Source organism: Chitinibacter sp. FCG-7 (assembly GCF_040047665.1).
Lineage (GTDB): Bacteria > Pseudomonadota > Gammaproteobacteria > Burkholderiales > Chitinibacteraceae > Chitinibacter > Chitinibacter mangrovi.
On the sequence record NZ_CP157355.1, the window covers coordinates 2358235 to 2381829 of the forward strand.

Consider the following 23595-nt stretch of genomic DNA (forward strand, 5'->3'; position numbering starts at 1 on the left):
TTTACTAAAACCATCTTCAGGATGGAGCAGGGCATGCGCTATGGCAGCTGGGTTGCCGCCGTGATGATCGTAATGGCGGTATTGGGGCAGACGCAAGGCTTGTTGCCGGGGCTGGAGCGCTGGTCCTACGATGTGCGGGTACGCCTGTCGGCGACGGGGAACGTGCCCTTGCAGCAGGTGGCCACGATCCGTATTGACGACGCCAGCTTGCAGCAAATTGGCCGCTGGCCGTGGCCGCGTGAAACGCAGGCGCAATTGCTGGAGATTTTGGTTCACGATTACGGGGTGAGGTTGATCGGACTTGATATTGTGCTGGCCGAGCCCGAGCAAAATCAGTTGCAGCGTGAATGGGCAGCGCTATGCCGTGATCTGGGCGGCGAGCAAGACTCGCGCTGCCAGCAATGGCAACAACGCCTGCAGCCATTGTTGCTGCCCGAGCAGCGCCTGATGCGCGCCTTGACGCAGCTGCCTGTGGTGGGTGGCATGTATTTTCTGCCTGAAGTGCGCCAGTCGGGCGCATTGCCGGAGGGGATCGCGCTTGAGTCCGGCTTGAATCTGTTTCCGGTGGCGCGTGGGTTTGGCGGCAACTGGCAGGGGCTGGCCAAGGCCTTGCCCGATGCAGGCTTTCTGAATACCCAGGTTGACGATGATGGTGTGGTCAGGCGCGTGCCGCTCCTGATCCGCTATCAGGAGCGCCTCTATCCCGCGCTGGCGGCGCGGATGGCGGCCCGCCTTGCCGATCCTGCTGCGCCGGTGATTGAGCCGCTGATGCTCAGTGACGACTCGGGCGCGCGCGTGCTCGATGGCGTCCGGCTTGGGCAGCGTGTTGTCCATCGCCTTGATACGGCTGGCCGTGTGCTGCTGCCCCAGTTTGGCCCGGCAGGAGCTGTGCCGGGCTTTTCCGCGGCGGATATTTTGCATCGCAGGGTGGACAAATCAGCCTTGCAGGGGAAGGCGGTTCTGATCGGGGCGACCGCTCCGGGCTTACAGGATATCCGGGCTACGCCAGTGAGCCCGATTTATCCCGGTCTGGAGGCGCAAGCCTCTTTGCTGATCGGCATTTTGTCGGGCCAGCTGGCATGGCAGCCGCCTTTGGCCACACTGCTGATGTTGCCACTGATGGTCATCATCGGCGGCTTGCTGGCCTGGCGTTTTGCCCGCGATGATTTTTTGCGCTGCCATCTGTGGTTTGCACTCGCGATTGGCGCACTGATTGGGCAGGCCTATTGGGCCTGGCAGCAGTTTAGATGGGTATTGCCTGTAGTGTGGCCTCTGATCATGGTTGTGGCTCTATACCTGCGGATGGTATTGGCAAGCCGTTTTCTGGCTTTTCGCCAGCACCGTTTGCTCAAAGCGCGTTTTGGCGAATATATCCCGCCGCAAATTGTGGCCAAGCTCGATAGCGCCACCTTGCAGCAGGGTATGAGCCCGGAGGTCAGGTCGATGACGGTGCTGTTTGCCGATGTGTGCGATTTCACCGCGATTGCCGAACAGCTGAGCCCGGATGATCTGGCCGAATTGCTCAATCTGTATCTGAGCGCAATGACCGAGCAGATCCACGCCAATCAGGGCGTGGTGGATAAATACATTGGCGACGCGATTATGGCGTTCTGGGGGGCGCCGGTGGCCGATGAGCTACAGCATGCACACGCGGTGCAGGCCAGTCTGGATATGCAATCGAGCCTGATCGAACTGAACCGCCAGTTTGCTGTGCGAGGCTGGCCCGAGCTGGCGATGGGCATTGCGCTGCATGCTGGGTCGATGCGCGTCGGCAATATGGGCTCGCGCTACCGCCGCGCCTATACCGTGATGGGCGATGCGGTGAATGTGGCGGCCAGAACCGAAAGCCTGACCCGTGTTTACCAGCAAGGCTTTCTGGTGACCGAGGCGTTAGTGCAGGCTTTACCGCAATACGCCTGGCTGGAGATTGACCGGGTCAGGGTGAAGGGGCGGCAGCAAGCCATTTCACTCTATACCTTGCCACCCGCAAGCGATCTGCGCTGGCTTGCAGCGTGGCAGCCATTGCGTGCGGCTTGTCTGCAGGGGGATGCGGTACTGGCGGCTGAGTATTTGGCGCAATGCCGTGCGCTCGGCTTGCCAGATGGTCTATATCACAGCTATCAGGCTCGCTTAGCCAACTGGCCAGCAGATGGGATCTGGAGCTGGCAGTCCAAATAGTTTTTGGGAGGTTTTCATGGCATCCATTCGTCGTCGCACTTTCATGCTTTTGCTTGCTGCGTTTCCGCTGTCCCGTGTCTGGGCAATGAGCGGTTTTCTGTATCGCCCCGGCCTGCGAGCGATTCAGGGTAGTGTCAAAATCAACGGTAGCCCAGCCACTGAGGGTATGCCGGTCTCCTGGGGGGATACGGTGGAAACCGGCGTGAAATCCAGCGCGGTGTTTGTATTGGGCCAAGACGCATTTTTGCTGCGTGAAAATAGCCGGGTACAGCTGGGGCTGGAAGCCGCAAGCCGCTTTATCCGCCTGCAAACCGGCAAATTGCTCTCGGTGTTTGGCCCCGGCGAAAAAACGCTGGAAACGCAGGCGGTGACGCTGGGAATCCGTGGTACCGGCTGCTATCTAGAAGCCGAAGGCGCTGGCACCTATGTCTGTCTGTGTTATGGGCATGCCATCCTGACCCCGAAAGCCGCGCCAGAGCAGATGATCGAATACAAAACCATGCATCACGACAAGCCATACTGGGTGGAAGGCGCGCAAGTGCGTCCCGGTGGCGTGCGCAATCACACCGACGCCGAGCTGATCATGCTTGAAGCTTTGCTGGGGCGAAAACCGCCTTTTTCGTCGTCGGATCAATATCGCTACTGAGTCAGCGCCAAGAGGCCGCCGACCAGAAAGAATGCCAGCGCGCAGCAACGGTTAAAGCGCCTGATTCGTCCCGGAGCTTGCAGCCACTGCGCCAGTTGATGGCCACCCCAGGCATAGGCCACTTGCCATACGCTTTCAATGCAGAAAAAAGACACGAGCAAAATCAGCCATTGCGGCCCTTGTGGCTGATTCAGGTCGATAAATTGCGGCAGAAAAGCCCCGGCAAACAGAATGGCTTTGGGGTTGGACAAGGCGACAGTGAAGCCGGTCTGGTAGCGCGCATACGCGGTATTGGCGCTTTTTTCCGGCATATTCATTGTTTCTCCGGCGCGCCAGCATTGCGCTCCCAGATAAATCAGGTAGACGCCACCGACCAGTTTCAAACCCTGAAAAAGGGTAGGTGAAGCCATTAAAATGGCGCCAACGCCCAGTGCAGACAGGCCGATCAGGATAGCCAGGCCACTGATCGCTCCGGCCATGGTGGCCAGCGTCGCCCGCCAGCCATAGCGGGCGCCATGGCTCAGCATCAGCAACATATTCGGGCCTGGCGTGGCTGAAATAAAAATGGTACTGGCAAGAAATATAATCCACAGATTGAGGTTCATGGTGTCCAGTGTGTTTTGAATAAGGATCGCCGACTCATCGGCTGTGTACGTGTATTAAAGGGTAGTGATCTGCAATTTTGCTACCCAGTTTAAGCATTTTGTCAGCAAATAAAGCCTTGTTTTGCTACGCTTTACTATGATTGCTTGCCTTCAGTGGGCTTTGTCATAAAAATAATGGGGTTTTACCCCGCTTCAAATTGCCGACTCTGCCTTTATAAGAGAAATATCCTGTGTCTCGTAATCGATTAAATCAGCAAGTTGACGATTCCGGCTATTCATTTGGCCGAATCCGTAAAGTGCTGATCTTTTTATCCCTGTCGGTTTGCGTGATTGCACTGGCTATTCTGGCGCAGTCCACCTGGCGCAGCCGCCAGGAGGCGCTGAGCAAGGCCGAGCAAGAGATGTTGCTGCTGTCCCGCACGATGGAAGAGCACATTGGCCGTTCGATGGAAGGCACGCTGTCCGCCATGAATGGCGTTGCACATGATGAGATTTTCACCTCCTGTCTGGCGGCGCGCGACGAAGCCTGTTTGCATGCCTATCTGCAGCGCACGGTAGGGCGCTATCCGCAAATTGCCACGCTGGCGCTGGCGTATCCCGATGGCGATCTGGCTGCGTCCAGCACAATTTATCCGGTTGAGGCACGCAATCTCTCCAGCGCGCCGTATTTCCGCGCAATGCGTAGCCGTGCTCAGGCACCTTACTATATCGGCGAGCAGCAAACCGATCCCACCGGCAAACTGGAAATGATTCCATTTGTCGTCAGTGTGTCTGACCCGCAAACCAAGATGGCTGCAGTGCTGGTGGCCGGTCTGGCACCTGATTTTTACCAGCAGTTTTACGATTCGATCAATCTGGATCGGCAGCTGGTGATCCGTTTATTCCGTGAAGACGGCATTTCGCTGGTGCGCTTTCCCAAAGCTAACGAAGAAATCGGGCGCGATATTTCACAGCGTAGTTTTTTTGACAAAGTATTTCGTGATTCGCCAACCGGCATTTTTTATGAAACCAGCAAAATTGATTTTCTAACCCGGATTTATGGCTGGCGTCGCGTTCAGGGCTGGCCATTGGGGGTTTCGGTGGGCGTTGATCGTGAACTGGTGCTCGCCCAGTGGCGGCAGGACACGTTGGTCAATGTGGCGATTGCACTGTTGCTGGTGCTCTCGGGCGTGGTATTGCTGTTTTATGTTTTGCGCCAGCTGCGCCGTCTGGAGCGCACCGAAGATACGCTATTTTTAACCAAGGTTGCCGTTGAAAATGGTGCCGATATGGCGATCTGGCTCGATCCGCAGGGGCATATCCGCTATGTTAATGCCACCAGCAGCAAGCGGCTGGGTTACAGCGAAAGCGAGCTGATGGCGATGCGTTTTCGCGATATTCACCCCAATTTCAAAGCGGATGGATGGCCCAAATTCTGGCAAAAACTGCGGCATCACCGTCATCTGTTTGACGAGATTGTGCTGCGTACCCGTACGGGTGAAGAGTTTCCTAGCGAAATGCACTCGAACTATATTCTGTTCCAGGGGCAGGAATACAACTGTGCCGTGGTACGCGATATTTCCGAGCGCCGCATGGCCGAAGAAGCCATCGGCAAATCCGAGCAGCAATTGCGTCTGGCACTGGAAGCCTCGAATACCGGTTTGTTTGATATGCCGCTCGATGGTCGCCGCACAGCCGTGACCAGCCCCGAGTACGATAAATTGCTCGGCTATCAGCCAGGCGAGCTCATTGAAACATTCGAGAAATGGAAAGAGCAGCTTCATCCTACCGATCGCGAACAGGCAGTCTCGGCTTATCGTGATTACTATGTCGGCAATTCGGCCCAATTTACCGTCGATTTTCGCCGCCGGACCAAACTGGGCGAGTTTCGCTGGTATCAGACCCGTGGCAAGTTTGTCGATTTTGATTCACGAGGCAAACCGAGCCGCCTGATCGGCACCATGACCGATATTACCGAGCGTAAGGAAGCGCAGGATCGCATTACCGAGCTGGCCAATTTTGATACCGTCACCGGGCTGGCCAACCGTAATTTGCTGCGCGACGAGTTGCGCCTTGCGCTGGCTTCTGCCGAGCGCTACAAACGCAAACTGGCCTTGCTGTTTCTGGATCTGGATCGCTTTAAAACGATTAATGATTCATTGGGCCATGCGGCGGGCGATATGGTGCTGGCGCAAGTTGCGCTGCGTTTGCGCAGCATTGTGGGCAAGCAGGATATTCTGTCGCGCCTGGGCGGCGACGAATTTGTGCTGGTGCTGGCCGATCTGCCCAATGCGCTGGTCGCCGGAGACGTGGCCGAGCGGATTCTGGCGTCGTTTGGCGAGCCGTTTGTGCTTGAGGCGGGCAATTTTGCGACGTCCACCTCAATCGGTATCAGCGTGTACCCGGATGACGGTCAGGATGCTGACGAGCTGATCAAAAATGCCGACGTGGCCATGTATCAGGCCAAAAGCAATGGCCGCAATAATTACCAATTTTTCACTGCAGATATGAATGCCAGAGCGTCCGAGCGTCTAAGCCTGGAAACCAGCATGCGCCAAGCGCTGGATCGCGGTGAATTCGAAGTGTATTTTCAGCCGCAAGTTGGGCTGGATCAGGGCGGGATTATTGGCGCTGAAGCGCTGATCCGCTGGAATCACCCGACGCAGGGGCTGGTGCCGCCCGGCAAATTTATCCCGATTGCCGAAGAGTCGCGCATGATTGTGCCATTGGGTAACTGGATTTTGCGTCGCTCTTGCGAGCTGGCCGCGCAATGGCAAAGAGATGGTTTGCCGCCGATTACGATTGCCGTGAATCTGTCGCCTTTGCAGTTGCATCAGGCCAATTTGCTGGATCTGATTCAGGACGCGCTCGATACCGCCGGGCTGGATGCCAAATATCTGGAGCTGGAAGTCACCGAATCGGTCGTGATGCAGGAAGTCGAGCATGTCATGGCCATGTTGCATGGTATCAAGCAGCTGGGGGTCAAGCTCTCGCTTGATGACTTTGGTACTGGTTATTCCAGCTTGTCGTATCTGAAACGCTTTGCCTTTAATAAGCTCAAAGTGGATCAAAGCTTTGTCCGCGATATCAGCTCCGATCCAAACGATGCGGCCATTGTGCTGGCGATTATTGGTCTGGGCAAAACGCTGGGGATGTCGGTGCTGGCTGAAGGTGTTGAAACCGAGCTGCAGCTGGAATTTTTGCGCCGTGCCAAAACTGATTCGATTCAGGGTTATCTGTTTAGCCGCCCGGTTCGTGCCGATGAATTCCGGCAATTGCTGCAAGAGCAGCGGCAGCTCAAGCTACCCGAGATTGAAATGACCACAGTCATTCCGGAGTAATCGCCCGAGTCATTTTTGATGCTAGGTTGATGCGATACCCAAACAAAATGCCACGTCTTTGCGTGGCATTTTGTTTGGGACAGCACGGGCTTAATCGTCGTTGGCTTTGAGCTCTTCCACCAGATCAATATAGCTTTGCATGGCCTGCTCGCGATCCAGCCCCGCCAGTTTGGCCCAGGCGTCAAATTTGGCTTGCGCTACAAACTGAATGGCTGAAGGGCGCTCGCCTTGGACATCACCTTCGCTCGCCTGCTTGTACAGGGCGTACAGCTTGAGTTTGGTTTGTACATCAGGCGCTTCGTTCAGTTCGACCACTTCGTTTTGTGCGGTTTGAAAGCGTTGAGCCAGTTCAGACATAAAACCTCCGGTAAAACGATCGTTTGAAATTGTGACCAGTATAGGCAGCAAATCCCGGCGTGCCAAGCCCTGCGCCGACCGCTGACGCCTTGCGCTGTCGGTCTGTGCATGAAAAAGGGTAAAATATAATTCGAGTCTGTCGATGCTTGGTTTTGCAGACGGCAAAGCAAGCGCCAACAGACTCTTCAAGGAGTTCATCTGATGCACACCCCAAATCTGATTGCTTATCTGAATGGCCAGTTTGCGCCACTGAACGAGCTGAAAATCCCGGTGCTGGACAGAGGTTTTTTGTTTGGCGATGGTGTGTATGAAATGATTCCGGTGTATTCGCGCTGCGTTTTCCGGCTGGATGAGCACCTGCAGCGTCTGGCGCGCAGCTTGGCGGCGGTGGGGATTGCCAATCCGCATGAGCTGGCTGTGTGGCGGCAGATTGTGTTGCAACTGGTGGCTCAGCAGGATTTTGCCGACCAGTCGGTATACCTGCAGATTACGCGCGGCGTAGCTTATCCGCGCAATCATGCTTTTCCGTCGACGGACACCGCGCCGACGGTGTTTGCATTTAGCGACCCGCTGGAGATGCCGGCTGCTGCGCTGTGTGCGCAAGGCGTTGCCGCTGTCACTACGCGCGATATCCGCTGGCTGCGTTGTGACATTAAGGCGATCTCGCTGCTGGCCAATGTGCTGGCCAAACAGCAAGCGGTGGAGGCGGGTGCGGCAGAAGCCATCATGCTGCGCGATGGCAGACAAGGGGAAGAAGCCCTGATGATCGAAGGCGCGGCGAGCAATATTTTTATTGTTAAAAATGGCGTGATCTATGCGCCGCAAACCAGTGAGCTGATGCTGGCCGGGATTACCTACGAGCTGGTAATCGAGCTGGCAGAGCAGCATCAGTTGGCGCTGGTGCTGGGCGAGGTGAGCGAGGCCATGCTGCGTGATGCTGACGAGGTATGGCTGACTTCATCATCGAAAGAAATTTTGCCCATTGTCGAACTTGACGGCTTGCCAGTAGGAAATGGCAAACCTGGCCCCATATACCAGCAAATGCTGTCGATTTATCAAACCTACAAAGCCACGGTGATGCGCCGTGGTGAGGACTGAATATGGCTTTAATTGATATTCCGAACCAGAAACTTGAAGATCTGGTGACTTTTCCTGCCCTGATTCCCGTGAAAGCGGTCAGCCATAAAAACATCGCCGAACACGAATTTCGTGCCGCCGTGCTGGCCGTGACGCGCGAGCTGGTACCGGTGTTTCTGGAAGAACACATCACGATTCGTGCCTCGAGCGCCGGCAGCTATTTTTCGGCCACGCTGATGGTGACATTCGAGCACATTGATCAGGTGTACGCACTCGACACTGCACTGCGCGCCCACCCGCTGGTATTGCGTGTTCTGTAATGATGCTTGCTGAAGATACATTGGCAGGTATTGATCTACAGGCAATATCCATTCTGCCCTACAGCGATATACCCTTAGAGCCATTTGCGCATGTGCTGCGTGTGCGGCAGCTGGGCCAAGTTGATTACCAGCCCGTCTGGCAAGCCATGCAGCGTTTCACCGCCGAGCGCGATGCGCAGACGGTGGACGAACTCTGGCTGCTGGAGCACCCGCCGGTCTTTACGCAGGGGCAGGCGGGTAAAGCCGAGCATATTCTGGCCAGCAGCGATATTCCGGTGGTGCAGATTGATCGCGGCGGGCAGGTGACCTATCACGGCCCCGGCCAGCTAGTGGCTTACTTGCTGCTCGATTTGCGCCGCTACAAAATGGGCGTGCGCGATCTGGTGCGCAAGCTGGAAAACAGCGTCATCGGCATTCTGGCCGATCATGGCATTGCGGCGTATGGCAAAGTCGACGCGCCCGGCGTGTATGTCAGCGATGAATACGCCGAATCCAAGATCGCCAGTCTGGGCTTGCGGATTCGCAATGGCTGCTGTTATCACGGGCTGGCGCTGAATGTGAGCATGGATCTAGCGCCGTTCGGCCTGATTAATCCTTGCGGTTATCAGGGTTTGCAGGTCACGCGCATGGCTGATTTTGGCCTTGACGAGACACCCGCGACATTAGCCGCTAAAATGGCGGACAAAATTGCCCACCAAATCAAAACTTTAACCGTTTAGTTTGTACGGTTATCGGGAAAAAAATGACTGAAGAAATCAAAACACCGGCAAAACCAGGCAAAGAAGTTGGGGTCAAACTCAAGGGCGAAGCCAAAACTGCACGTATTCCAATCAAAATCGTGCAGCTGGAAACCAAGCTGAAAAAGCCCGAATGGATTCGCGTTCAGGCCGCTAGCCACAATAGCCGCTTCTACGAAATCAAGGAAATCCTGCGCGAGCAAAAGCTGCATACCGTTTGTGAAGAAGCGTCGTGCCCGAATATCGGCGAATGTTTCGGTAAGGGTACGGCCACTTTCATGATCATGGGCGACATCTGTACGCGGCGCTGCCCCTTCTGTGACGTCGGCCACGGCCGCCCCAATCCGCTCGATGAAAACGAGCCGCGCCATCTGGGCGAAACCATCGCCGCGCTCAAACTCAAATATGTCGTGATTACCTCGGTTGATCGCGACGATTTGCGCGATGGCGGTGCGGCACACTTTGTTGAGTGTATCCAGAAAACGCGTGAGTTAAGCCCTGAGACGCAAATCGAAGTGCTGGTGCCCGATTTCCGTGGCCGCATGGACATCGCGCTCGATATTTTTGCGCAGGCCTTGCCCGACGTCATGAATCACAATCTGGAAACCGCGCCACGCCTGTATAAGCAGGCTCGCCCCGGCTCGGATTACCAGCACTCGCTCGATCTGTTGAAAGAATTCAAACGCCTGTACCCGCAGGTGAATACCAAATCCGGCATTATGGTGGGCTTGGGTGAGACGGACGAAGAAGTCTACCAAGTTATGGAAGACATGCGCGCGCACGACATCGACATGATTACCATTGGCCAGTATCTGCAGCCATCGAATGGTCATTTGCCAGTATTGCGCTACGTGCATCCGGATCAGTTTAAGGCTTTTGAAAAACGTGCTTACGAGCTGGGCTTCAAACACGCTGCCGTTGGCGCAATGGTTCGCAGTTCATACCATGCTGATCAGCAGGCGCATAATGCAGGTCTTTGAGCGTTTGCGTGTTGCAGCAACATCAAACAACGGGGCATTGCCCCGTTTTTTATTGGTATTGCCCACTAGCAAGCGAATAATATGCTTTTCAGAGCAATACATTGCGAGGGTATATGAGCGATTTACCACGGCATGAGCTGGCCATGACGGTGTTGATGACGCCCGATATGGCCAATTTTTCTGGCAAGGTACACGGTGGTGCTTTGCTCAAGCAGCTTGATCAGGTGGCCTACGCCTGCGCCAGCCGATACGCCGGTGCGTATGCGGTGACATTGTCGGTGGATCAGGTGATGTTCAAGCAGCCGATCAATGTGGGCGAGCTGGTGCATTTTCTGGCCAGCGTGAACTACACCGGGCGCACCTCGATGGAAGTGGGCATCCGGGTGGTGGCAGAAAATATCCGCGAACAAACGCAGCGACACACCAATAGCTGTTATTTCACCATGGTAGCCATGAGCGCCCAGGGCACGCCGCTGACCATCCCGGCGCTGCAGATTAGCAACCCGGTGCAGCAGCAACGCTGGGACGAAGCTTTGGCGCGGCGCAATATCCGCCTGGCGAATGGTTAAGTCAAACAGCGGGGGAGGTGGGCCTTAGCCAACTTGCAGATCGAAGCGATGCTTGATGAAGAGTTGCCGGATGTCCGGGTTGGTATGGCTCAGCCCCTGGGCCAGCGTGGCCTGATGCTTGCTTTTGCTGGCGGGATCTAGCTTGGCAAATTGCAGTAGCAAGGTTTCGCTGCTGCGATAGTGGTTGGTTTGCAGGGCATAACTCAGCGCGGATTGTCCGTGATCGTCCAGCAGGCCCAGATCGGCCCCGGCTTCGAGCAAGGTGCGGATGGCGGCATGGTGTCCGCGTGATGCGGCTTGCATCAGCGGAGTAATGCCGGCCTTGCTTTGCGCATTCACCGCCGCACCGTGTTCAAGCAGCAGCGCCAGTGACGATAGATTGCCAGCAGCTGCAGCCCAGTGCAGAGCGGTAAAGCCGCCCAGATCGCGTGTTTCGGTATTGGCATTGCGCGATAGCAGCAGGCCAACCAGCGCAAGATGCGATTGGGTCGCCGCCCAGATTAGCGCGGTTTTGCCATATTCATCGCCCGTTTCAATGTTGATGCCTGCCTTCAGGTGAACCAGCACGCGCAGCGTATTGCCGGTTTCGGCGGCTTGAAAGTAATCTTTTTGCGTGCCGTTGACTTCGTAAAAGCTCAGCCCGTCGTCTTGCAGTTTGACATGATCCCAGGTTTGTTCCTGTTCGGGCTCGCCGCCAAAGCGCTGGGTATGCAGCTGATAAAGTGTAAATAACTCGGATGCCACTGCAGGCGGAAAGCCCTGGCGCGTGCCGCGCTCATCGACGGCCAGCTCGCTGATAAAAGGCTCGAGCTGTTCGCTACCCCACAGCGCAACAACCTGCTCCAGTATGCGCGGGTATTGTTGCTCAAGGTGGTGCGGGTAGAAATCGCCATCATTACCCAGTAAGGCCACAACTGCAGGTGTCAAAACAATCTCTTTATCGTTTAGGTGCTGTCGTCAAACTCTACCGATTGCGGGTATGAAGTTCAAGGTAAAAAAAACGCCACCGGTGGAGCCAGTGGCGTTTTTTTGCGCTGGGGCAAATTACATCATGCCGCCCATGCCACCCATGCCGCCCATGTCTGGCATTGCAGGTGCATCATCTTTCGGCAATTCGGCAATCATGCAATCGGTCGTCAACAGCAGACCGGCTACAGAAGCCGCGTGTTGCAGTGCAGAGCGAGTTACTTTGGCTGGATCGAGTACACCCATCTCAACCATATCGCCGTATTCGCCAGAAGCTGCGTTGTAACCGAAGTTACCTTTGCCTTCCAGTACTTTGGCAACCACAACGCTTGGCTCGTCGCCTGCGTTTTGTACGATCTGGCGCAATGGCGCTTCGATGGCACGCAGAACGATCTTGATACCCGCGTCCTGATCGGCGTTAGCGCCTTTCAGCTCGGTAATCGTTGAACGGGCACGCAGCAGCGCAACGCCACCACCTGCCACGATACCTTCTTCAACCGCCGCGCGAGTCGCGTGCAACGCGTCTTCAACGCGTGCTTTTTTCTCTTTCATTTCAACTTCAGTTGCTGCACCAACCTTGATCACTGCAACGCCGCCGGCCAATTTAGCCACGCGCTCTTGCAGTTTTTCGCGATCGTAATCGCTCGTTGATTCTTCAACTTGCTTGCGGATGGTCGCAACGCGAGTTTTGATCGCTTCTTCAGCGCCAGCGCCGTCGATGATGGTGGTGTTTTCTTTCGCCACTTCGATGCGTTTAGCTTGACCGAGCAATGACAAGTCAGCTTTTTCCAGTGACAAGCCAACTTCTTCAGCGATCACAGTACCGCCAGTCAAGATCGCGATGTCTTCGAGCATCGCTTTACGACGATCACCGAAGCCTGGGGCTTTAACGGCTACCGTTTTCAAGATGCCGCGGATGTTGTTCACAACCAGAGTTGCCAGCGCTTCGCCATCTACGTCTTCAGCGATGATCAAGAGTGGACGGCCTGCTTTAGCGACTTGTTCCAGTACTGGCAGCAGATCACGGATGTTGCTGATTTTTTTGTCGAACAACAGTACGAACGGGTTGTCCAGTGCAGCGATTTGTTTGTCCGGGTTGTTGATGAAGTACGGTGACAGGTAGCCACGGTCGAACTGCATACCTTCAACCACGTCTAATTCGTCTTCCAGACCTGAACCGTCTTCAACGGTGATCACGCCTTCTTTGCCGACTTTGTCCATTGCAGCAGCGATTTTTTCGCCAATGATTTCGTCAGAGTTGGCAGAGATCGAGCCAACTTGAGCGATTTCTTTGCTGGTTGTACAAGGCTTAGCGATGTTTTTCAGCTCGCCCACCAAAGTCACTACCGCTTTGTCGATACCGCGTTTCAGATCCATTGGGTTCATGCCGGCCGCAACGTATTTCATGCCTTCTTGCACGATGGCTTGCGCCAATACGGTTGCAGTTGTGGTGCCGTCACCGGCGATGTCAGAAGTTTTAGACGCCACTTCTTTGACCATTTGTGCGCCCATGTTTTCGAATTTGTCTTTCAATTCGATTTCTTTGGCAACAGATACCCCGTCTTTGGTGATCGTTGGCGCGCCGAAAGAGCGCTCCAGAACCACATTGCGACCTTTAGGGCCCAAAGTCACTTTCACTGCGTTCGCCAATACGTTAACGCCGTTGACCATTTTTGCGCGTGCGTTATCACCAAACAGAACTTCTTTTGCAGCCATTTTTCAATTCTCCAAATTCATGATCATCCGGCGTAATGCCGGGAAACAATGTTTGATTGTGGGATTACTCAACGATCGCGAAAATTTCTTCTTCACGGACAACAACCAGCTCTTCGCCGTCGATTTTCACGCTTTGCGCGTATTTGCCCAGCAATACTTTGTCGCCGACTTTAACGGTGAGCGCTTGAACGCTGCCGTTGTCCAGTACTTTGCCTGCACCAACTGCAATCACTTCACCCAGATCCGGTTTCTCTGCTGCGCTGCCTGCGAGCAAGATGCCTGATGCGGTTTTTTCTTCAGCTTCAACGCGCTTGATCACAACACGGTCATGCAATGGACGGATTTTCATGGTGTTTAAAACTCCTGAGTACAAGTTCGTTAATTCAGAATTTGATTGGCAGAAGAGGCATTTAGCACTCTCTGCGCTTGAGTGCTAAATAGTAGGGGCGAGTGCAGGGCTTTTCAAGAGGCTGACGCTAAAAATCATCGGCTTTTTACGGGGCAGCAGCTTTGCTTGTTCTAAAAGTGGCGGTTGTTGGTGCTGGCGATCGTTGTGTCTTTCGCAGACGAGGTTGCAGTAGGTGATGCTGCTGGATTTTTGCTTGGGGTATATGCCTGAAGGCTAGGAGCAGACTGCTCTGCGGGGCAATACCCCGGGGAAATGAAAAATGCCCTGAGCAAGCTCAGGGCATTTTGGAATTTTTGGCGGAAGCGCAGAGATTCGAACTCTGGGGGGACTCACATCCCCGACGGTTTTCAAGACCGCTGCCTTAAACCACTCAGCCACGCTTCCGTACTTTTAAATTGTATTTCGAATAAAAAAGCCCCGACAGCGTCAGAGCTCATTTATGTATTCATTGGCGGAAGCGCAGAGATTCGAACTCTGGGGGGACTCACATCCCCGACGGTTTTCAAGACCGCTGCCTTAAACCACTCAGCCACGCTTCCGTTCTTGAATAGGTGCGCATATTAGCAAGGTTTTTTGCGCTTGTCTCGCTTTTTTGCAATTTTTTTTACAATTTTTCCAAAACAGCGAAATTAGCCAGTGATGCATTGGCCGTGTGTTCAATCGCCGGTGAGAGCCGGATGCGGTAGGTTTTACCTTGCGCAGCAAGGCGGAATTCGCGATTGTCGGCAAAAAACGCTTGCGGTACGACCAGGAAACGATTCTGGTTGATCGTGGTGTTTTCTGGCGAATACACGCCAAAAAAACTGCGATTGCCCAGTAGCGGCGTGAGCTCAACGACGATGGGCGTTTGCGACACCGTTTCAATGCCGACATTCACCTGACCTTCGCGGGTTTTGGTAATGCGGCGTACGATGCCGACCGAAACCGGGCTCATGCCGACACCATCCATACCAACGATTTCACCCACTTGCAGCGCGTCTTCGCGATCTGTCTGGTAATTCACGCCAAAGCCGGTGGCGCTTTCATTATCAATCGTCCAGCGATCCCGGCTCGATTGCTGCGGTGGCGTGCCGCGCAGATGGCTGATGACATCATCGAGCCCGCGTGTGACATTAATCGATTTTTGCGTGGCGCGGCGCTCCGACTTGCGTACCGGCGCTGGTGCGTCGCGTGACCAGAGCGAGATCAGATGTTGCATCAAGTCCAGATTGGCGGCATTGGCCGAATCCGGTGGCAGCCCCAACTGGCTGGCTTCTTCGCCCTGATTTAGTTTTTCGATGGTTTCCTTGATGTGCAAAACCAAGGTTTCGGTAAACCAGTAGCGCCAGTTTTCACCGACCATATCGCGGCGCAAACGTTTGGGTGGGGTTGATCCGGCCACATTAATGGCAAATAGCTGGCGGTTGGGGTTGATCTGGGTTTCCAGATCGATCCGGCTAACCCAGCGCTTGAGCCACTGGGTCACCAGCTCGATTTGCGCCGATTGCATTTTTTCCGGGTGCGCCAGCGACAGCATCATCAGCACCATGTATTCGCGGCGCACGTCGGTGATTTCCATTTCCGGATACGGCTGCAAAGGGGTTGAGGCAAAACCCTGTTGCTCGGCGTATAGGTAAAGGCGGTTCAAGTTGCGCCAGGTGCGGCTATCGACTTCCATGTAGCGCAAATAAGACCAGCGAGCCTGTTCGACAAAATACATGATGCCGCGCAGCGTAAACACTTGCAGCTCTTTTTCTAGGCCGCGTGGCAGGCTTTGGCTGGCTTGTTTGACGCAGAAACGATAGGCATCGCCCATATCGTTCCAGAATGCCAGTAAGGTCGGTAAAACCTGCTTCGGGCTGGCACCGTCGTCCAGTGTTTTGCCCTGATAGATTTCCACCAGATGCGCCTGCAGTGAGCGGGCTTTTTCATCCAAGTAAGGAACGGTTTTAAAGCGTTCCTTGGCGCTGGTTTTCGGGTTGCTATTAAGTTGTTTGAGTGCTTTTACAATTTCGATTTGCGCTTGCAGGATGTCGCTCTCGGGGAGCTCCTGCATCATAATCGTGGCCGACTTGTAGTTGTGGACGCCTTCTTGTTCGCGTTTTCCGAGCAGCGCCCCGATCAGACTTTTAAAGTCAAACATAGGGTTATTCCTAGCTATGCCTTAATTATTAAATATATTTTTATCCTGCAACGATAAACGTGTTCTTGGCTTTGCGGCAAGCTTTGCCTTTGTTTTTCCAAGATATAGTGCCCGCGCTGTTGCAGTAATGTGATGTTGCGCACATTTTGCCCGAATCATGCTGTTTTGTAATTACAAAACCAGACGCAGGGGCTGTGATAAAATACTGCGTTTTCAGCCGCTTGGCTGCGCGCTTTGCGGCGAGCTTGAGCGAATTCTTCTCGCTGATGGTGATAGGGCACACGCACAATATGATTAGTTCTAATGGCATTACGATGCAGTTTGGCGCCAAGCCACTGTTCGAAAAAGTCTCGGTAAAATTTGGCGATGGTAATCGCTATGGTTTGATTGGCGCCAATGGTTGCGGTAAATCGACCTTTATGAAAATCCTCGGTGGCGATCTGGAGCCGAGTGCAGGTAATGTTTCGCTCGAGCCGGGCGTTCGCCTCGGTAAATTAAAGCAGGATCAGTTTGCCTACGAAGATCAGCGCGTGCTCGATGTCGTGATGCAAGGGCACGTTGAATTGTGGGCGGCGATCCACGAGCGTGATGCCATTTACGCCAATCTGGATGCGACCGAGGACGACTATATGCGTGCTGCCGAGCTGGAAGGCTTGGTCGCTGAATATGATGGTTATACCGCCGAAGCGCGCGCGGGCGCATTGCTACTTGGCGCGGGCGTGCCGATTGAGCAGCACAATGGCCCGATGTCAGATGTGGCACCGGGTTGGAAATTGCGCGTTTTGCTCGCGCAAGCGCTGTTCAGTAACCCTGACGTGCTGCTGCTCGATGAGCCGACCAATAACTTGGACATCAACACGATTCGCTGGCTGGAACACACGTTGAACGAGCGTAATTCAACGATGATCATTATTTCCCATGACCGTCACTTCTTGAATCAGGTGTGTACGCATGTGGCCGACGTTGATTACGGCAATATCCAGATTTACCCGGGTAATTACGACGATTATATGCTGGCATCGACTCAGGCTCGCGAGCGCGCGCTGACCGATAACAGCAAGGCCAAAGAGCGCGTGGCCGAGTTGCAGGCGTTTGCGCAGCGTTTTGCGGCGAATAAATCGAAAAGCCGTCAGGCGACCAGCCGTTTGAAACTGGCGGACAAGATCAAGGAAGGTATGGTTGAAGTGAAGCCATCTTCACGTCAGAACCCGTATATCCGCTTTGAAATGGACGAGAAGCAAAAGCTGCATCGCCAAGCGTTTGAAATGACCAATGTATCCAAAGCCTTCGACAAAACGCTGTTTTCCAAGCTGAACTTCATTTTTGAAGCGGGCCAGAAAATGGCGGTGATCGGTGGGAATGGCGTGGGTAAATCGACGCTGATGAAAATGCTGGTGGGGGTCTTGGAGCCGGATGCCGGTACGATCAAATGGGCAGAAAAAGCCGAGCCGGGCTATTTTGCGCAGGATCATGAAGAAGACTTCGCTGAAGACATCACGCTATTTGACTGGATGAAGCAATGGGGCCAGCCTGGTGATGATGACCAAGTGATTCGTGGCATCTTGGGTCGCCTGTTGTTTGGCGGCGATGATGTGAAAAAATCGGTCAAAGTACTATCGGGTGGTGAAAAAGGCCGCATGCTGTACGGCAAGCTGATTTTGCAAAAGCCAAACGTGCTGGTGATGGATGAGCCAACCAATCACATGGATATGGAATCGATCGAGTCGTTGAATATGGCGCTGGAGCTGTATAAAGGTACGCTGATTTTCGTTTCGCACGACCGCCAGTTTGTATCGTCTTTGGCGACGCAGATTCTGGAATTGAATGGCGATGGTACGTACACCCACTTCCTGGGTGGTTACGAGGAATACCTCGAAAGCCGTGGTCTGGAATAAGCTGTACAGTATTGAAGGTATTCAAACAAAAAACCCAGCGCTGGCTGGGTTTTTTTTATGGTGCGCATTGCTTTGTGATGCGGTGTGAAGGGCAATAAAAAACCGAGCCTAAGCTCGGTCTTGGGGTATTGCCTTGTAGCCCAGTATGCACTTGGCTTACGGCGCTATACCCGTATTAGCGGCGGCGGAAGTTGCCACCTGCAGGAGGGCCGCCACGCTCGTCTTTGTGACGGAAAGTGACGCGACCTTTGGTCAAGTCATAGGGTGACATTTCAACAGTCACACGGTCGCCCGCGATAATACGGATGTGGTTTTGACGAATCTTGCCTGAAGCGTAGGCAGTGATTTCGATCCCATTCGTCAGAGTTACACGAAAGCGCGTGTCCGGGAAAACCTCGGCCACAACACCTTCCATTTCAACTACGTCTTCTTTTGACATGCTTTATTCCAGTAAGGCTGACGCCGATCTGTTTGAGCGTCATTTTTTTAAATAAGGGCGAACTATACAGGTTTTAGCCGAAAATTGCGCCACTTTTTGTGCGTTTTTGAGCGTAACCATTTGTATTTATGCTTGATTCAGTGTAGCAGCAACTTTAAGCTTGCCGCCTCTATGAAGTGGAATCGAATACCAATGCGTCGGATCTTGATATTAAGCGCGGCTTTGCTCCTTGCTGCCTGTGCCAGCCAGCCCGTAACAGCGCCGCTGGCCACGCCTAGCGTGAGCCCGGAGCCCACCGCAACAGCGCAGAGCATGCCTGCCCAAACTCCCCAGCCTACGCCTAGCGTGAGCCCAATACCCAGCACAGCGCCAACGGTGAGGCCGAGCGCGCGTCCGCAGATCAGCGAGGCGCAGGGGCGGGTACTGATGGGCAAGCTACTCCCCGCCAAAATGCCAGATCGCGAGGGCTGGATTGACGATATGCTCGACGCGTTTACCGCGCTCAAGCTGGCCTATACGCCGGAATATATTTGCGCGCTGGCCGCCACCATTGAGCAGGAGTCGAGCTGGCAAGGCGATCCGGTGGTGCCGGGTTTGCCAAAAATTGTCTGGGGCGCGATTGAAGATCGGGCAGAAAAATATCATCTGCCGCTGCTTGCGGTGCAGACCGCGCTGCTGAAAACATCGCCCACTGGAAAAAGCTACAAAGCCCGCATTGACAGCTTGCGCACCGAGCGTGAAATGAACGATCTATTTGAAGATTTGGCGGCCGAGGCCAAGAATCTGAACTTGCCGCTGAATATGAAAAACCCGATTCGTACTGGCGGGCCCATGCAGGTGAGCATCGAGTTTGCCCAGTCGCATGTCAAAGTGTGGCCTTATCCGTATGCGATGAAAGGCAGCGTGCGCAGCGAAGTATTTACTCGCCGGGGAGGGGTGTATTTTGGTACAGCCATTCTGCTGCAATATCCAGCGCCCTATACTGATATGGTGTATCGCTTTGCCGATTTTAATGCCGGGCGCTATGCCAGCCGCAACGCGGCCTTTCAGCAGGTGGTATCGCATCTGAGTGGCAAGGAGTTGGTTGAAGACGGTGATTTGTTACGCTACCAGAATGGCAATCCAAGCGGCACCAGCAGTGTGCAATCGGCTTTGTACGGGATGTCTACGCAGCTGGGCCTGAGTCGGGATGAAATTTTGCGCGATCTAAAGCTGGAAAAACTCAATGCGTTTGCCCAGTCGCCCCTGTATCAAAAAGTGTATGCGCTGGCCGAGCGCAACGGCAAAAGCTGGCCGCGCGCCAGCATGCCGCAGATTGATTTGAAGAGCCCGAAAATTACCCGCAAGCTCACCACCGAATGGTTTGCCAACCGGGTTAAATGGCGTTACGACACCTGCATGAAGCGGCTTTGATGCACCGATTGCCGATGTCGATGATTGCTTCGCCTGCCGCCTATATTTATAATTTGGATTAATCAATTCAATTTTATTGAAGGCGCAGAATGAAATTCACCCTGAGGCAATTGGAAGTTTTCGTCGCTGTGGGGCAGGGGGAGAGTGTATCGCGCGCCGCCGAGCAGTTGAAAATGTCGCAATCGGCAACCAGCACGGCGCTGGCCGAGCTGGAGCGCCAGTATGAGATGCGGCTGTTTGACCGCGTTGGCAAGCGCTTGCAGCTCAATGAATTGGGTGCGCTGCTGCTGCCGCGTGCGATTGAATTGCTCGACCGGGTGCAAAGCATGGATGCCATGCTCAGTGGCCAGCATGGCTTTGGCCCTTTGCGTGTTGGCGCTACGCTGACGATAGGCAATTATCTGGCAACCCTGCTGATTGGTGATTTTATGCGCCAGCATCCGGGGTGTCGCGTGAGCTTGGCCGTGCATAACACCGCGACGATTGTGAATCAGGTGGTGCATTTTGAGCTGGATCTGGGGCTGATTGAGGGCGATTGCCAGCACCCAGATTTGATTGTCTTGCCGTGGGTTGCCGATGAACTAGTCGTCTTTGCCGCGCCGCAGCATCCGTTGGCGCAGCAGAAAAAAGTCAGCTTTGAAGATTTGGTGGCGGCATCATGGATTGTGCGCGAGCAGGGCTCGGGAACGCGGCAAACCTTCGAATTCGCCATGCGCCACGCTTTGTCGCAGCTGGATATCCGGCTGGAGCTGGAGCATACCGAAGCGATTAAACGCGCGGTTGAATCCGGCCTTGGTATTGGTTGTATTTCGCGGCTGGCGCTGAAAGACGCCTTCCGGCGCGGTAGCCTGGTACCGCTGGATGTTGCGGGGCTGGATCTGGCGCGGCAATTTCATTTTGTGGTGCACAAGCAGAAATACCAGACGCCCAGCATGGGGGCTTTTCTGGACTTATGCAAAACGGCAACGGCAGGCATTCGCCGCAGCGACGAAATTGCCATGCCTTATATCCCTTAGGGGTATATTGCTGAAAGTATTTCCAGTATTAATTTAGAGGGGCATACCCTTCAATGAAAAAGCCCGCATTGCGGGCTTTTTCATTGAGCAGAACAGGCGGCTTAGTGAATACCACCGCTTTGCTGGTAGCGTTTCTCCAGATGATTCACCCCGGCAGCCAGTACCAGCGTCATGATCAGATAGATCAGTGAAATGGTCAGGTAGGGTTCCCAGTAGCGTGAATAGGCGCCGGCCACCGTACGGGCGGCGTAGGCCAGCTCGCCCAAGCCAATGGCGGAAACCAGCGAGCTATCTTTAAGCAGCATGATCGCTTCATTGCCCAGCGGCGGCAGCATGCGGCGAAAGGCTTGCGGCACAATAATAAAGCGCATGGTTTGGCCGTAGCTCATGCCCAGCGAGCGGGCGGCTTCAAACTGCCCTTTGGCAATCGACTGAATCCCGGCGCGAAAAATTTCGGTGATGTAGGCACCGGCATTGAGCGTGAGGGCGACAAGGCCGGATAGAAAAGCGCCGTATTCCTGGCGCAGTGTTGAAGCCATTTCACCGCTTAGAATCAAGCCATGGTCTGGGTGAACCAGCAGGGGCATGACGGCAAAGTGGGTCAGCAAAATCTGTACAAAGAGCGGTGTGCCACGAAAAAAAGTGACATAAGCGGTGGCGGGCCAGCGCAGAAAAAATCTGACCGGATACTTCCACGGACCGTGCTTGACGTCGGCCAGACGTGCCATGCCGGCAAACAAGCCGATCAGCGTACCCAAAATAACGGCAATCAGCGTAATGCCCAGCGTCATTTTGATGCCGTCGATAAAGAGCTCACGATACTCCCAGACCATCTGGAGCTGGAAGTTTTCTAGCAGCGGGACGGCATGCTGCACTTGTTGCCAAAATTGATTGAAATCCATTGCGTGTACCAATCTGTTCGCTCAAGACAATAAAGCACAACTCAAGGTTGCGCTTTATTGTGCTTCGCTAATGAGCCAAAAAGGCCGATGCCTTATTTGCCGAAATACTGTTTATAAATCTTGTCGTAAGTACCATCAGCCTTGATTGCGGCGATGCCTTTATTGATTTGATCCAGCAGCGCTTTATTGCCTTTTTTCACCACAATGCCGTAGTACTCTTTGGCAAATGTCGCATCATCAATGGTTTTAAGCTTGGCTTTAGGATTGTTGGCCACGTAGTTAACCACAACGCCGTTATCAGCAATCACCGCGTCAACGCCGCCAGTTTGCAGTTCCTGAATCGCCAGTGGCGTTGATTCAAAACGTTTGATATTCGGGCTGGTTTTGCCGAGCAGCTTTTGCGCTACTTCATCGCCGGTTGTGCCGGTTTGTACGCCAATTTTCTTGCCTTTCAGATCTGCCAGCTTGCTGACTTTGCTGCTTTGGCCAACAGCGATCAGCTGTTTGGCTTCAAAGTAAGGCTCAGAGAAATCCATGGATTGCTTGCGTTCCGGGGTGATGGTCACCGCTGAAATCACAATGTCACGATCGCCATTGTTCAGTGAGGCGAAAATGCCTTCCCAAGGGGTGTTGACGAACTTGATCTTCAGCCCTGCTTTGGCGGCAACGGCTTTCATGATGTCCATATCAAAGCCAACGGCTTCTTTTTTCTCGTTCAGCGATTCGAACGGGGCATAAGCGGCATCGGTAGCAACCTGATAGGTTTTGGCGGCATGCGCTGGAGCATTGAGCATCAGACCGGCCAGTAGAGCTGTAGTTAAGAAGCGAAATGGGGTGCGCAACATTGTGAATTCTCCAGCGATGTAAAGAAAAAGGGCAGACATCATAACCGATCTTACGGTTTCAATGCTCTGCCCTGATGCTAGTAAGCTTTAGCTATTGAGATAATCAGGTCTTTCCCTATTTTTCTCTATGGCCACGACTTTGATGCAAAAACTTCAGTTTGCCAATTAGGCAATTAATTCGTCCAGTCCGCTAGAGAGATCGGCCAATTCAACCAGTTTCTCAATAAGGCCGCCGTGATCCAAACCAGCCAGTTGGGTAATGCTTTCAGAAATGGCTGCTGCCATTTCGTCACTGGATGCCGATTCCTGCAATTGGTGAGTGATGACTTTGGCTAGATGCAAAATTGCCGAGAGTTTGTCTGAAGGCTCCTGATCGCTAGGCTGATTTTGGTATTTGATCGCTTGCTGGATCGCCACCGGGAAATTCCAGCGGCGGGCAAGTTCTTCGCCAACCATGACGTAGTCAAAACCGATATTGTTGTCTTCCAGTGCCACCCGGTCGGCTGCGCCGTTTTCGACAAACTGGTCAATTTTGACAGCAATTTCGGGTGCCACAATGTGAATCAGCATTTCGCCAATATTGTGAATCATGCCCGCAGTGAAGGCGACTTCACCGTTGATTTTGGCTAATTTGGAGAGCCATTTGGCGACCGTGGCCACTTGCAGACTGTTTTTCCAGAATTTCTTGCGGTCAAAACCCGGAGTAGCGACAAATGCACCTGTGATGCCCGAGGCGACAACCAGAGTTCTGACGGTATTAAAACCCAAGACCACCACGGCTTCTTGGACTGAACCAATCTGGCGGCTGGCACCAAAATGGGCTGAATTAGCCAAACGTAATACTTTGGCAGTAATAACCTGGTCTAGCGCGATCTTTTTGGCAATGGTGTCGATGTCGATATCGTCATTGCTGAAACTATCGATCAATTCTTGTACTACCTTTGGAATCGTTGGTAGTTTATGCGTTTGTTCGAACACTTCTTCCAATTTCATGACAACACTCCCGTGGGCATTTTTCTTATCGGTTTAAAACCAATTCCATACTAGAACAGACGAACGGGCTCTGCTAGCTGGAAAATAAAA

At 53.8% G+C, this 23595-nt stretch carries 21 protein-coding genes and 2 tRNA genes; 11 read left to right on the forward strand and 12 right to left on the reverse strand.

The genetic code is table 11. From position 1 onward, the window contains the following. Nucleotides 1–33: 33 nt before the first annotated feature. Both ABHF33_RS11130 and ABHF33_RS11135 read left to right on the forward strand, forming a co-directional pair. A complete protein-coding gene (locus ABHF33_RS11130; RefSeq protein ID WP_348944038.1) occupies nt 34–2178 on the forward strand; it encodes a CHASE2 domain-containing protein in 2145 nt (714 codons plus the stop codon). Between the two features lie 16 nt (nt 2179–2194). Further along, nucleotides 2195–2824 (forward strand): hypothetical protein, encoded by a 630-nt coding sequence (locus ABHF33_RS11135; protein WP_348944039.1) that lies wholly within the window; start codon nt 2195–2197, stop codon nt 2822–2824. Here ABHF33_RS11135 and ABHF33_RS11140 read toward each other — a convergent pair. Continuing rightward, on the reverse strand, nt 2818–3429 hold the full coding sequence (locus tag ABHF33_RS11140; RefSeq protein ID WP_348944040.1) for a LysE family translocator: 612 nt from the start codon (nt 3427–3429) through the stop codon (nt 2818–2820). The two genes, ABHF33_RS11135 and ABHF33_RS11140, sit on opposite strands and share 7 nt — an antisense overlap. Before the next feature lie 230 nt (nt 3430–3659). On the opposite strand from ABHF33_RS11140, the gene ABHF33_RS11145 reads away from it, so the two are divergent. After that, the gene (locus ABHF33_RS11145; protein ID WP_348944041.1) at nt 3660–6749 is read left to right on the forward strand and encodes a bifunctional diguanylate cyclase/phosphodiesterase; all 3090 of its coding nucleotides are present in this window, start codon (nt 3660–3662) and stop codon (nt 6747–6749) included. Nucleotides 6750–6839: 90 nt separating this feature from the next. Here the strand turns inward: ABHF33_RS11145 and ABHF33_RS11150 are convergent, their stop codons facing one another. Further along, complete coding sequence (locus ABHF33_RS11150; RefSeq protein ID WP_157314224.1) at nt 6840–7106, reverse strand: acyl-CoA-binding protein; 267 nt, start codon at nt 7104–7106, stop codon at nt 6840–6842. Nucleotides 7107–7307: 201 nt separating this feature from the next. Between ABHF33_RS11150 and ABHF33_RS11155 the strand changes: the two genes are divergently transcribed. From ABHF33_RS11155 to ABHF33_RS11175, 5 genes are all read left to right on the forward strand, one after another. Next, complete coding sequence (locus tag ABHF33_RS11155) at nt 7308–8204, forward strand: D-amino acid aminotransferase (protein ID WP_348944042.1); 897 nt, start codon at nt 7308–7310, stop codon at nt 8202–8204. A 2-nt stretch (nt 8205–8206) separates the two neighbouring features. Next, nucleotides 8207–8503, forward strand: coding sequence for a YbeD family protein (locus tag ABHF33_RS11160; protein WP_348944043.1), 297 nt, complete (start codon nt 8207–8209; stop codon nt 8501–8503). A 95-nt stretch (nt 8504–8598) separates the two neighbouring features. Then, nucleotides 8599–9222, forward strand: a complete 624-nt coding sequence (lipB, locus tag ABHF33_RS11165; protein WP_348946631.1) for a lipoyl(octanoyl) transferase LipB — start codon at nt 8599–8601, stop codon at nt 9220–9222. Between the two features lie 23 nt (nt 9223–9245). Beyond that, nucleotides 9246–10220: a lipoyl synthase gene (gene lipA, locus ABHF33_RS11170; protein ID WP_348944044.1), complete on the forward strand. Its 975-nt coding sequence runs from the start codon at nt 9246–9248 to the stop codon at nt 10218–10220. 113 nt (nt 10221–10333) lie between these two features. Beyond that, complete coding sequence (locus ABHF33_RS11175; RefSeq protein ID WP_348944045.1) at nt 10334–10789, forward strand: acyl-CoA thioesterase; 456 nt, start codon at nt 10334–10336, stop codon at nt 10787–10789. Between the two features lie 24 nt (nt 10790–10813). On the opposite strand, the gene ABHF33_RS11180 is transcribed toward ABHF33_RS11175, so the two are convergent. The 6 genes from ABHF33_RS11180 to ABHF33_RS11205 all read right to left on the reverse strand — a co-directional run bounded on the left by ABHF33_RS11180 (nt 10814) and on the right by ABHF33_RS11205 (nt 16002). Further along, the gene (locus ABHF33_RS11180; RefSeq protein WP_348944046.1) at nt 10814–11716 is read right to left on the reverse strand and encodes an ankyrin repeat domain-containing protein; all 903 of its coding nucleotides are present in this window, start codon (nt 11714–11716) and stop codon (nt 10814–10816) included. A gap of 117 nt (nt 11717–11833) precedes the next feature. Next, entirely contained in the window at nt 11834–13471 is a 1638-nt protein-coding gene (gene groL, locus ABHF33_RS11185; protein ID WP_348944047.1) for a chaperonin GroEL, read from the reverse strand. A gap of 64 nt (nt 13472–13535) precedes the next feature. After that, nucleotides 13536–13820: a co-chaperone GroES gene (locus ABHF33_RS11190; RefSeq protein WP_348944048.1), complete on the reverse strand. Its 285-nt coding sequence runs from the start codon at nt 13818–13820 to the stop codon at nt 13536–13538. Nucleotides 13821–14174: 354 nt separating this feature from the next. Next, nucleotides 14175–14264: transfer RNA gene (locus ABHF33_RS11195), tRNA-Ser, on the reverse strand. Nucleotides 14265–14329: 65 nt separating this feature from the next. Then, nucleotides 14330–14419 (reverse strand) — tRNA-Ser (locus ABHF33_RS11200). A 65-nt stretch (nt 14420–14484) separates the two neighbouring features. Then, nucleotides 14485–16002: a hypothetical protein gene (locus tag ABHF33_RS11205; RefSeq protein WP_348944049.1), complete on the reverse strand. Its 1518-nt coding sequence runs from the start codon at nt 16000–16002 to the stop codon at nt 14485–14487. A gap of 290 nt (nt 16003–16292) precedes the next feature. On the opposite strand from ABHF33_RS11205, the gene ABHF33_RS11210 reads away from it, so the two are divergent. Further along, entirely contained in the window at nt 16293–17897 is a 1605-nt protein-coding gene (locus ABHF33_RS11210) for an ABC-F family ATPase (protein WP_348944050.1), read from the forward strand. A 175-nt stretch (nt 17898–18072) separates the two neighbouring features. Here the strand turns inward: ABHF33_RS11210 and infA are convergent, their stop codons facing one another. After that, nucleotides 18073–18336, reverse strand: a complete 264-nt coding sequence (infA, locus tag ABHF33_RS11215) for a translation initiation factor IF-1 (RefSeq protein WP_348944051.1) — start codon at nt 18334–18336, stop codon at nt 18073–18075. Between the two features lie 192 nt (nt 18337–18528). Here infA and ABHF33_RS11220 point away from each other — a divergent pair, with 192 nt between their 5' ends. Both ABHF33_RS11220 and ABHF33_RS11225 read left to right on the forward strand, forming a co-directional pair. Next, nucleotides 18529–19749 carry a DUF1615 family protein gene (locus tag ABHF33_RS11220; protein ID WP_348944052.1) on the forward strand — a complete coding sequence of 407 codons (1221 nt, stop codon included), beginning with the start codon at nt 18529–18531 and terminating at the stop codon, nt 19747–19749. A gap of 89 nt (nt 19750–19838) precedes the next feature. Next, nucleotides 19839–20765 (forward strand): LysR family transcriptional regulator, encoded by a 927-nt coding sequence (locus ABHF33_RS11225; RefSeq protein ID WP_348944053.1) that lies wholly within the window; start codon nt 19839–19841, stop codon nt 20763–20765. 101 nt (nt 20766–20866) lie between these two features. Here ABHF33_RS11225 and ABHF33_RS11230 read toward each other — a convergent pair whose 3' ends face one another. The 3 genes from ABHF33_RS11230 to ABHF33_RS11240 form a co-directional block, all read right to left on the reverse strand. After that, on the reverse strand, nt 20867–21667 hold the full coding sequence (locus ABHF33_RS11230; RefSeq protein WP_157315134.1) for an amino acid ABC transporter permease: 801 nt from the start codon (nt 21665–21667) through the stop codon (nt 20867–20869). Nucleotides 21668–21759: 92 nt separating this feature from the next. Beyond that, a complete protein-coding gene (locus tag ABHF33_RS11235) occupies nt 21760–22512 on the reverse strand; it encodes a basic amino acid ABC transporter substrate-binding protein (RefSeq protein WP_157315136.1) in 753 nt (250 codons plus the stop codon). Between the two features lie 165 nt (nt 22513–22677). Beyond that, the gene (locus ABHF33_RS11240; RefSeq protein ID WP_348944054.1) at nt 22678–23505 is read right to left on the reverse strand and encodes an HDOD domain-containing protein; all 828 of its coding nucleotides are present in this window, start codon (nt 23503–23505) and stop codon (nt 22678–22680) included. Nucleotides 23506–23595: the final 90 nt, after the last annotated feature.

Bases quoted from the DNA above. Each gene is read 5' to 3' on its own strand.
- ABHF33_RS11130 (WP_348944038.1), top strand. From the start codon at position 34: ATGCGCTATGGCAGCTGGGTTGCCGCCGTGATGATCGTAATGGCGGTA.
- ABHF33_RS11135 (WP_348944039.1), top strand. From the start codon at position 2,195: ATGGCATCCATTCGTCGTCGCACTTTCATGCTTTTGCTTGCTGCGTTT.
- ABHF33_RS11140 (WP_348944040.1), bottom strand. From the start codon at position 3,429: ATGAACCTCAATCTGTGGATTATATTTCTTGCCAGTACCATTTTTATT.
- ABHF33_RS11150 (WP_157314224.1), bottom strand. From the start codon at position 7,106: ATGTCTGAACTGGCTCAACGCTTTCAAACCGCACAAAACGAAGTGGTC.
- ABHF33_RS11155 (WP_348944042.1), top strand. From the start codon at position 7,308: ATGCACACCCCAAATCTGATTGCTTATCTGAATGGCCAGTTTGCGCCA.
- ABHF33_RS11160 (WP_348944043.1), top strand. From the start codon at position 8,207: ATGGCTTTAATTGATATTCCGAACCAGAAACTTGAAGATCTGGTGACT.
- lipA (WP_348944044.1), top strand. From the start codon at position 9,246: ATGACTGAAGAAATCAAAACACCGGCAAAACCAGGCAAAGAAGTTGGG.
- ABHF33_RS11175 (WP_348944045.1), top strand. From the start codon at position 10,334: ATGAGCGATTTACCACGGCATGAGCTGGCCATGACGGTGTTGATGACG.
- groL (WP_348944047.1), bottom strand. From the start codon at position 13,471: ATGGCTGCAAAAGAAGTTCTGTTTGGTGATAACGCACGCGCAAAAATG.
- ABHF33_RS11190 (WP_348944048.1), bottom strand. From the start codon at position 13,820: ATGAAAATCCGTCCATTGCATGACCGTGTTGTGATCAAGCGCGTTGAA.
- ABHF33_RS11205 (WP_348944049.1), bottom strand. From the start codon at position 16,002: ATGTTTGACTTTAAAAGTCTGATCGGGGCGCTGCTCGGAAAACGCGAA.
- ABHF33_RS11210 (WP_348944050.1), top strand. From the start codon at position 16,293: ATGATTAGTTCTAATGGCATTACGATGCAGTTTGGCGCCAAGCCACTG.
- infA (WP_348944051.1), bottom strand. From the start codon at position 18,336: ATGTCAAAAGAAGACGTAGTTGAAATGGAAGGTGTTGTGGCCGAGGTT.
- ABHF33_RS11220 (WP_348944052.1), top strand. From the start codon at position 18,529: ATGCGTCGGATCTTGATATTAAGCGCGGCTTTGCTCCTTGCTGCCTGT.
- ABHF33_RS11225 (WP_348944053.1), top strand. From the start codon at position 19,839: ATGAAATTCACCCTGAGGCAATTGGAAGTTTTCGTCGCTGTGGGGCAG.
- ABHF33_RS11230 (WP_157315134.1), bottom strand. From the start codon at position 21,667: ATGGATTTCAATCAATTTTGGCAACAAGTGCAGCATGCCGTCCCGCTG.
- ABHF33_RS11235 (WP_157315136.1), bottom strand. From the start codon at position 22,512: ATGTTGCGCACCCCATTTCGCTTCTTAACTACAGCTCTACTGGCCGGT.
- ABHF33_RS11240 (WP_348944054.1), bottom strand. From the start codon at position 23,505: ATGAAATTGGAAGAAGTGTTCGAACAAACGCATAAACTACCAACGATT.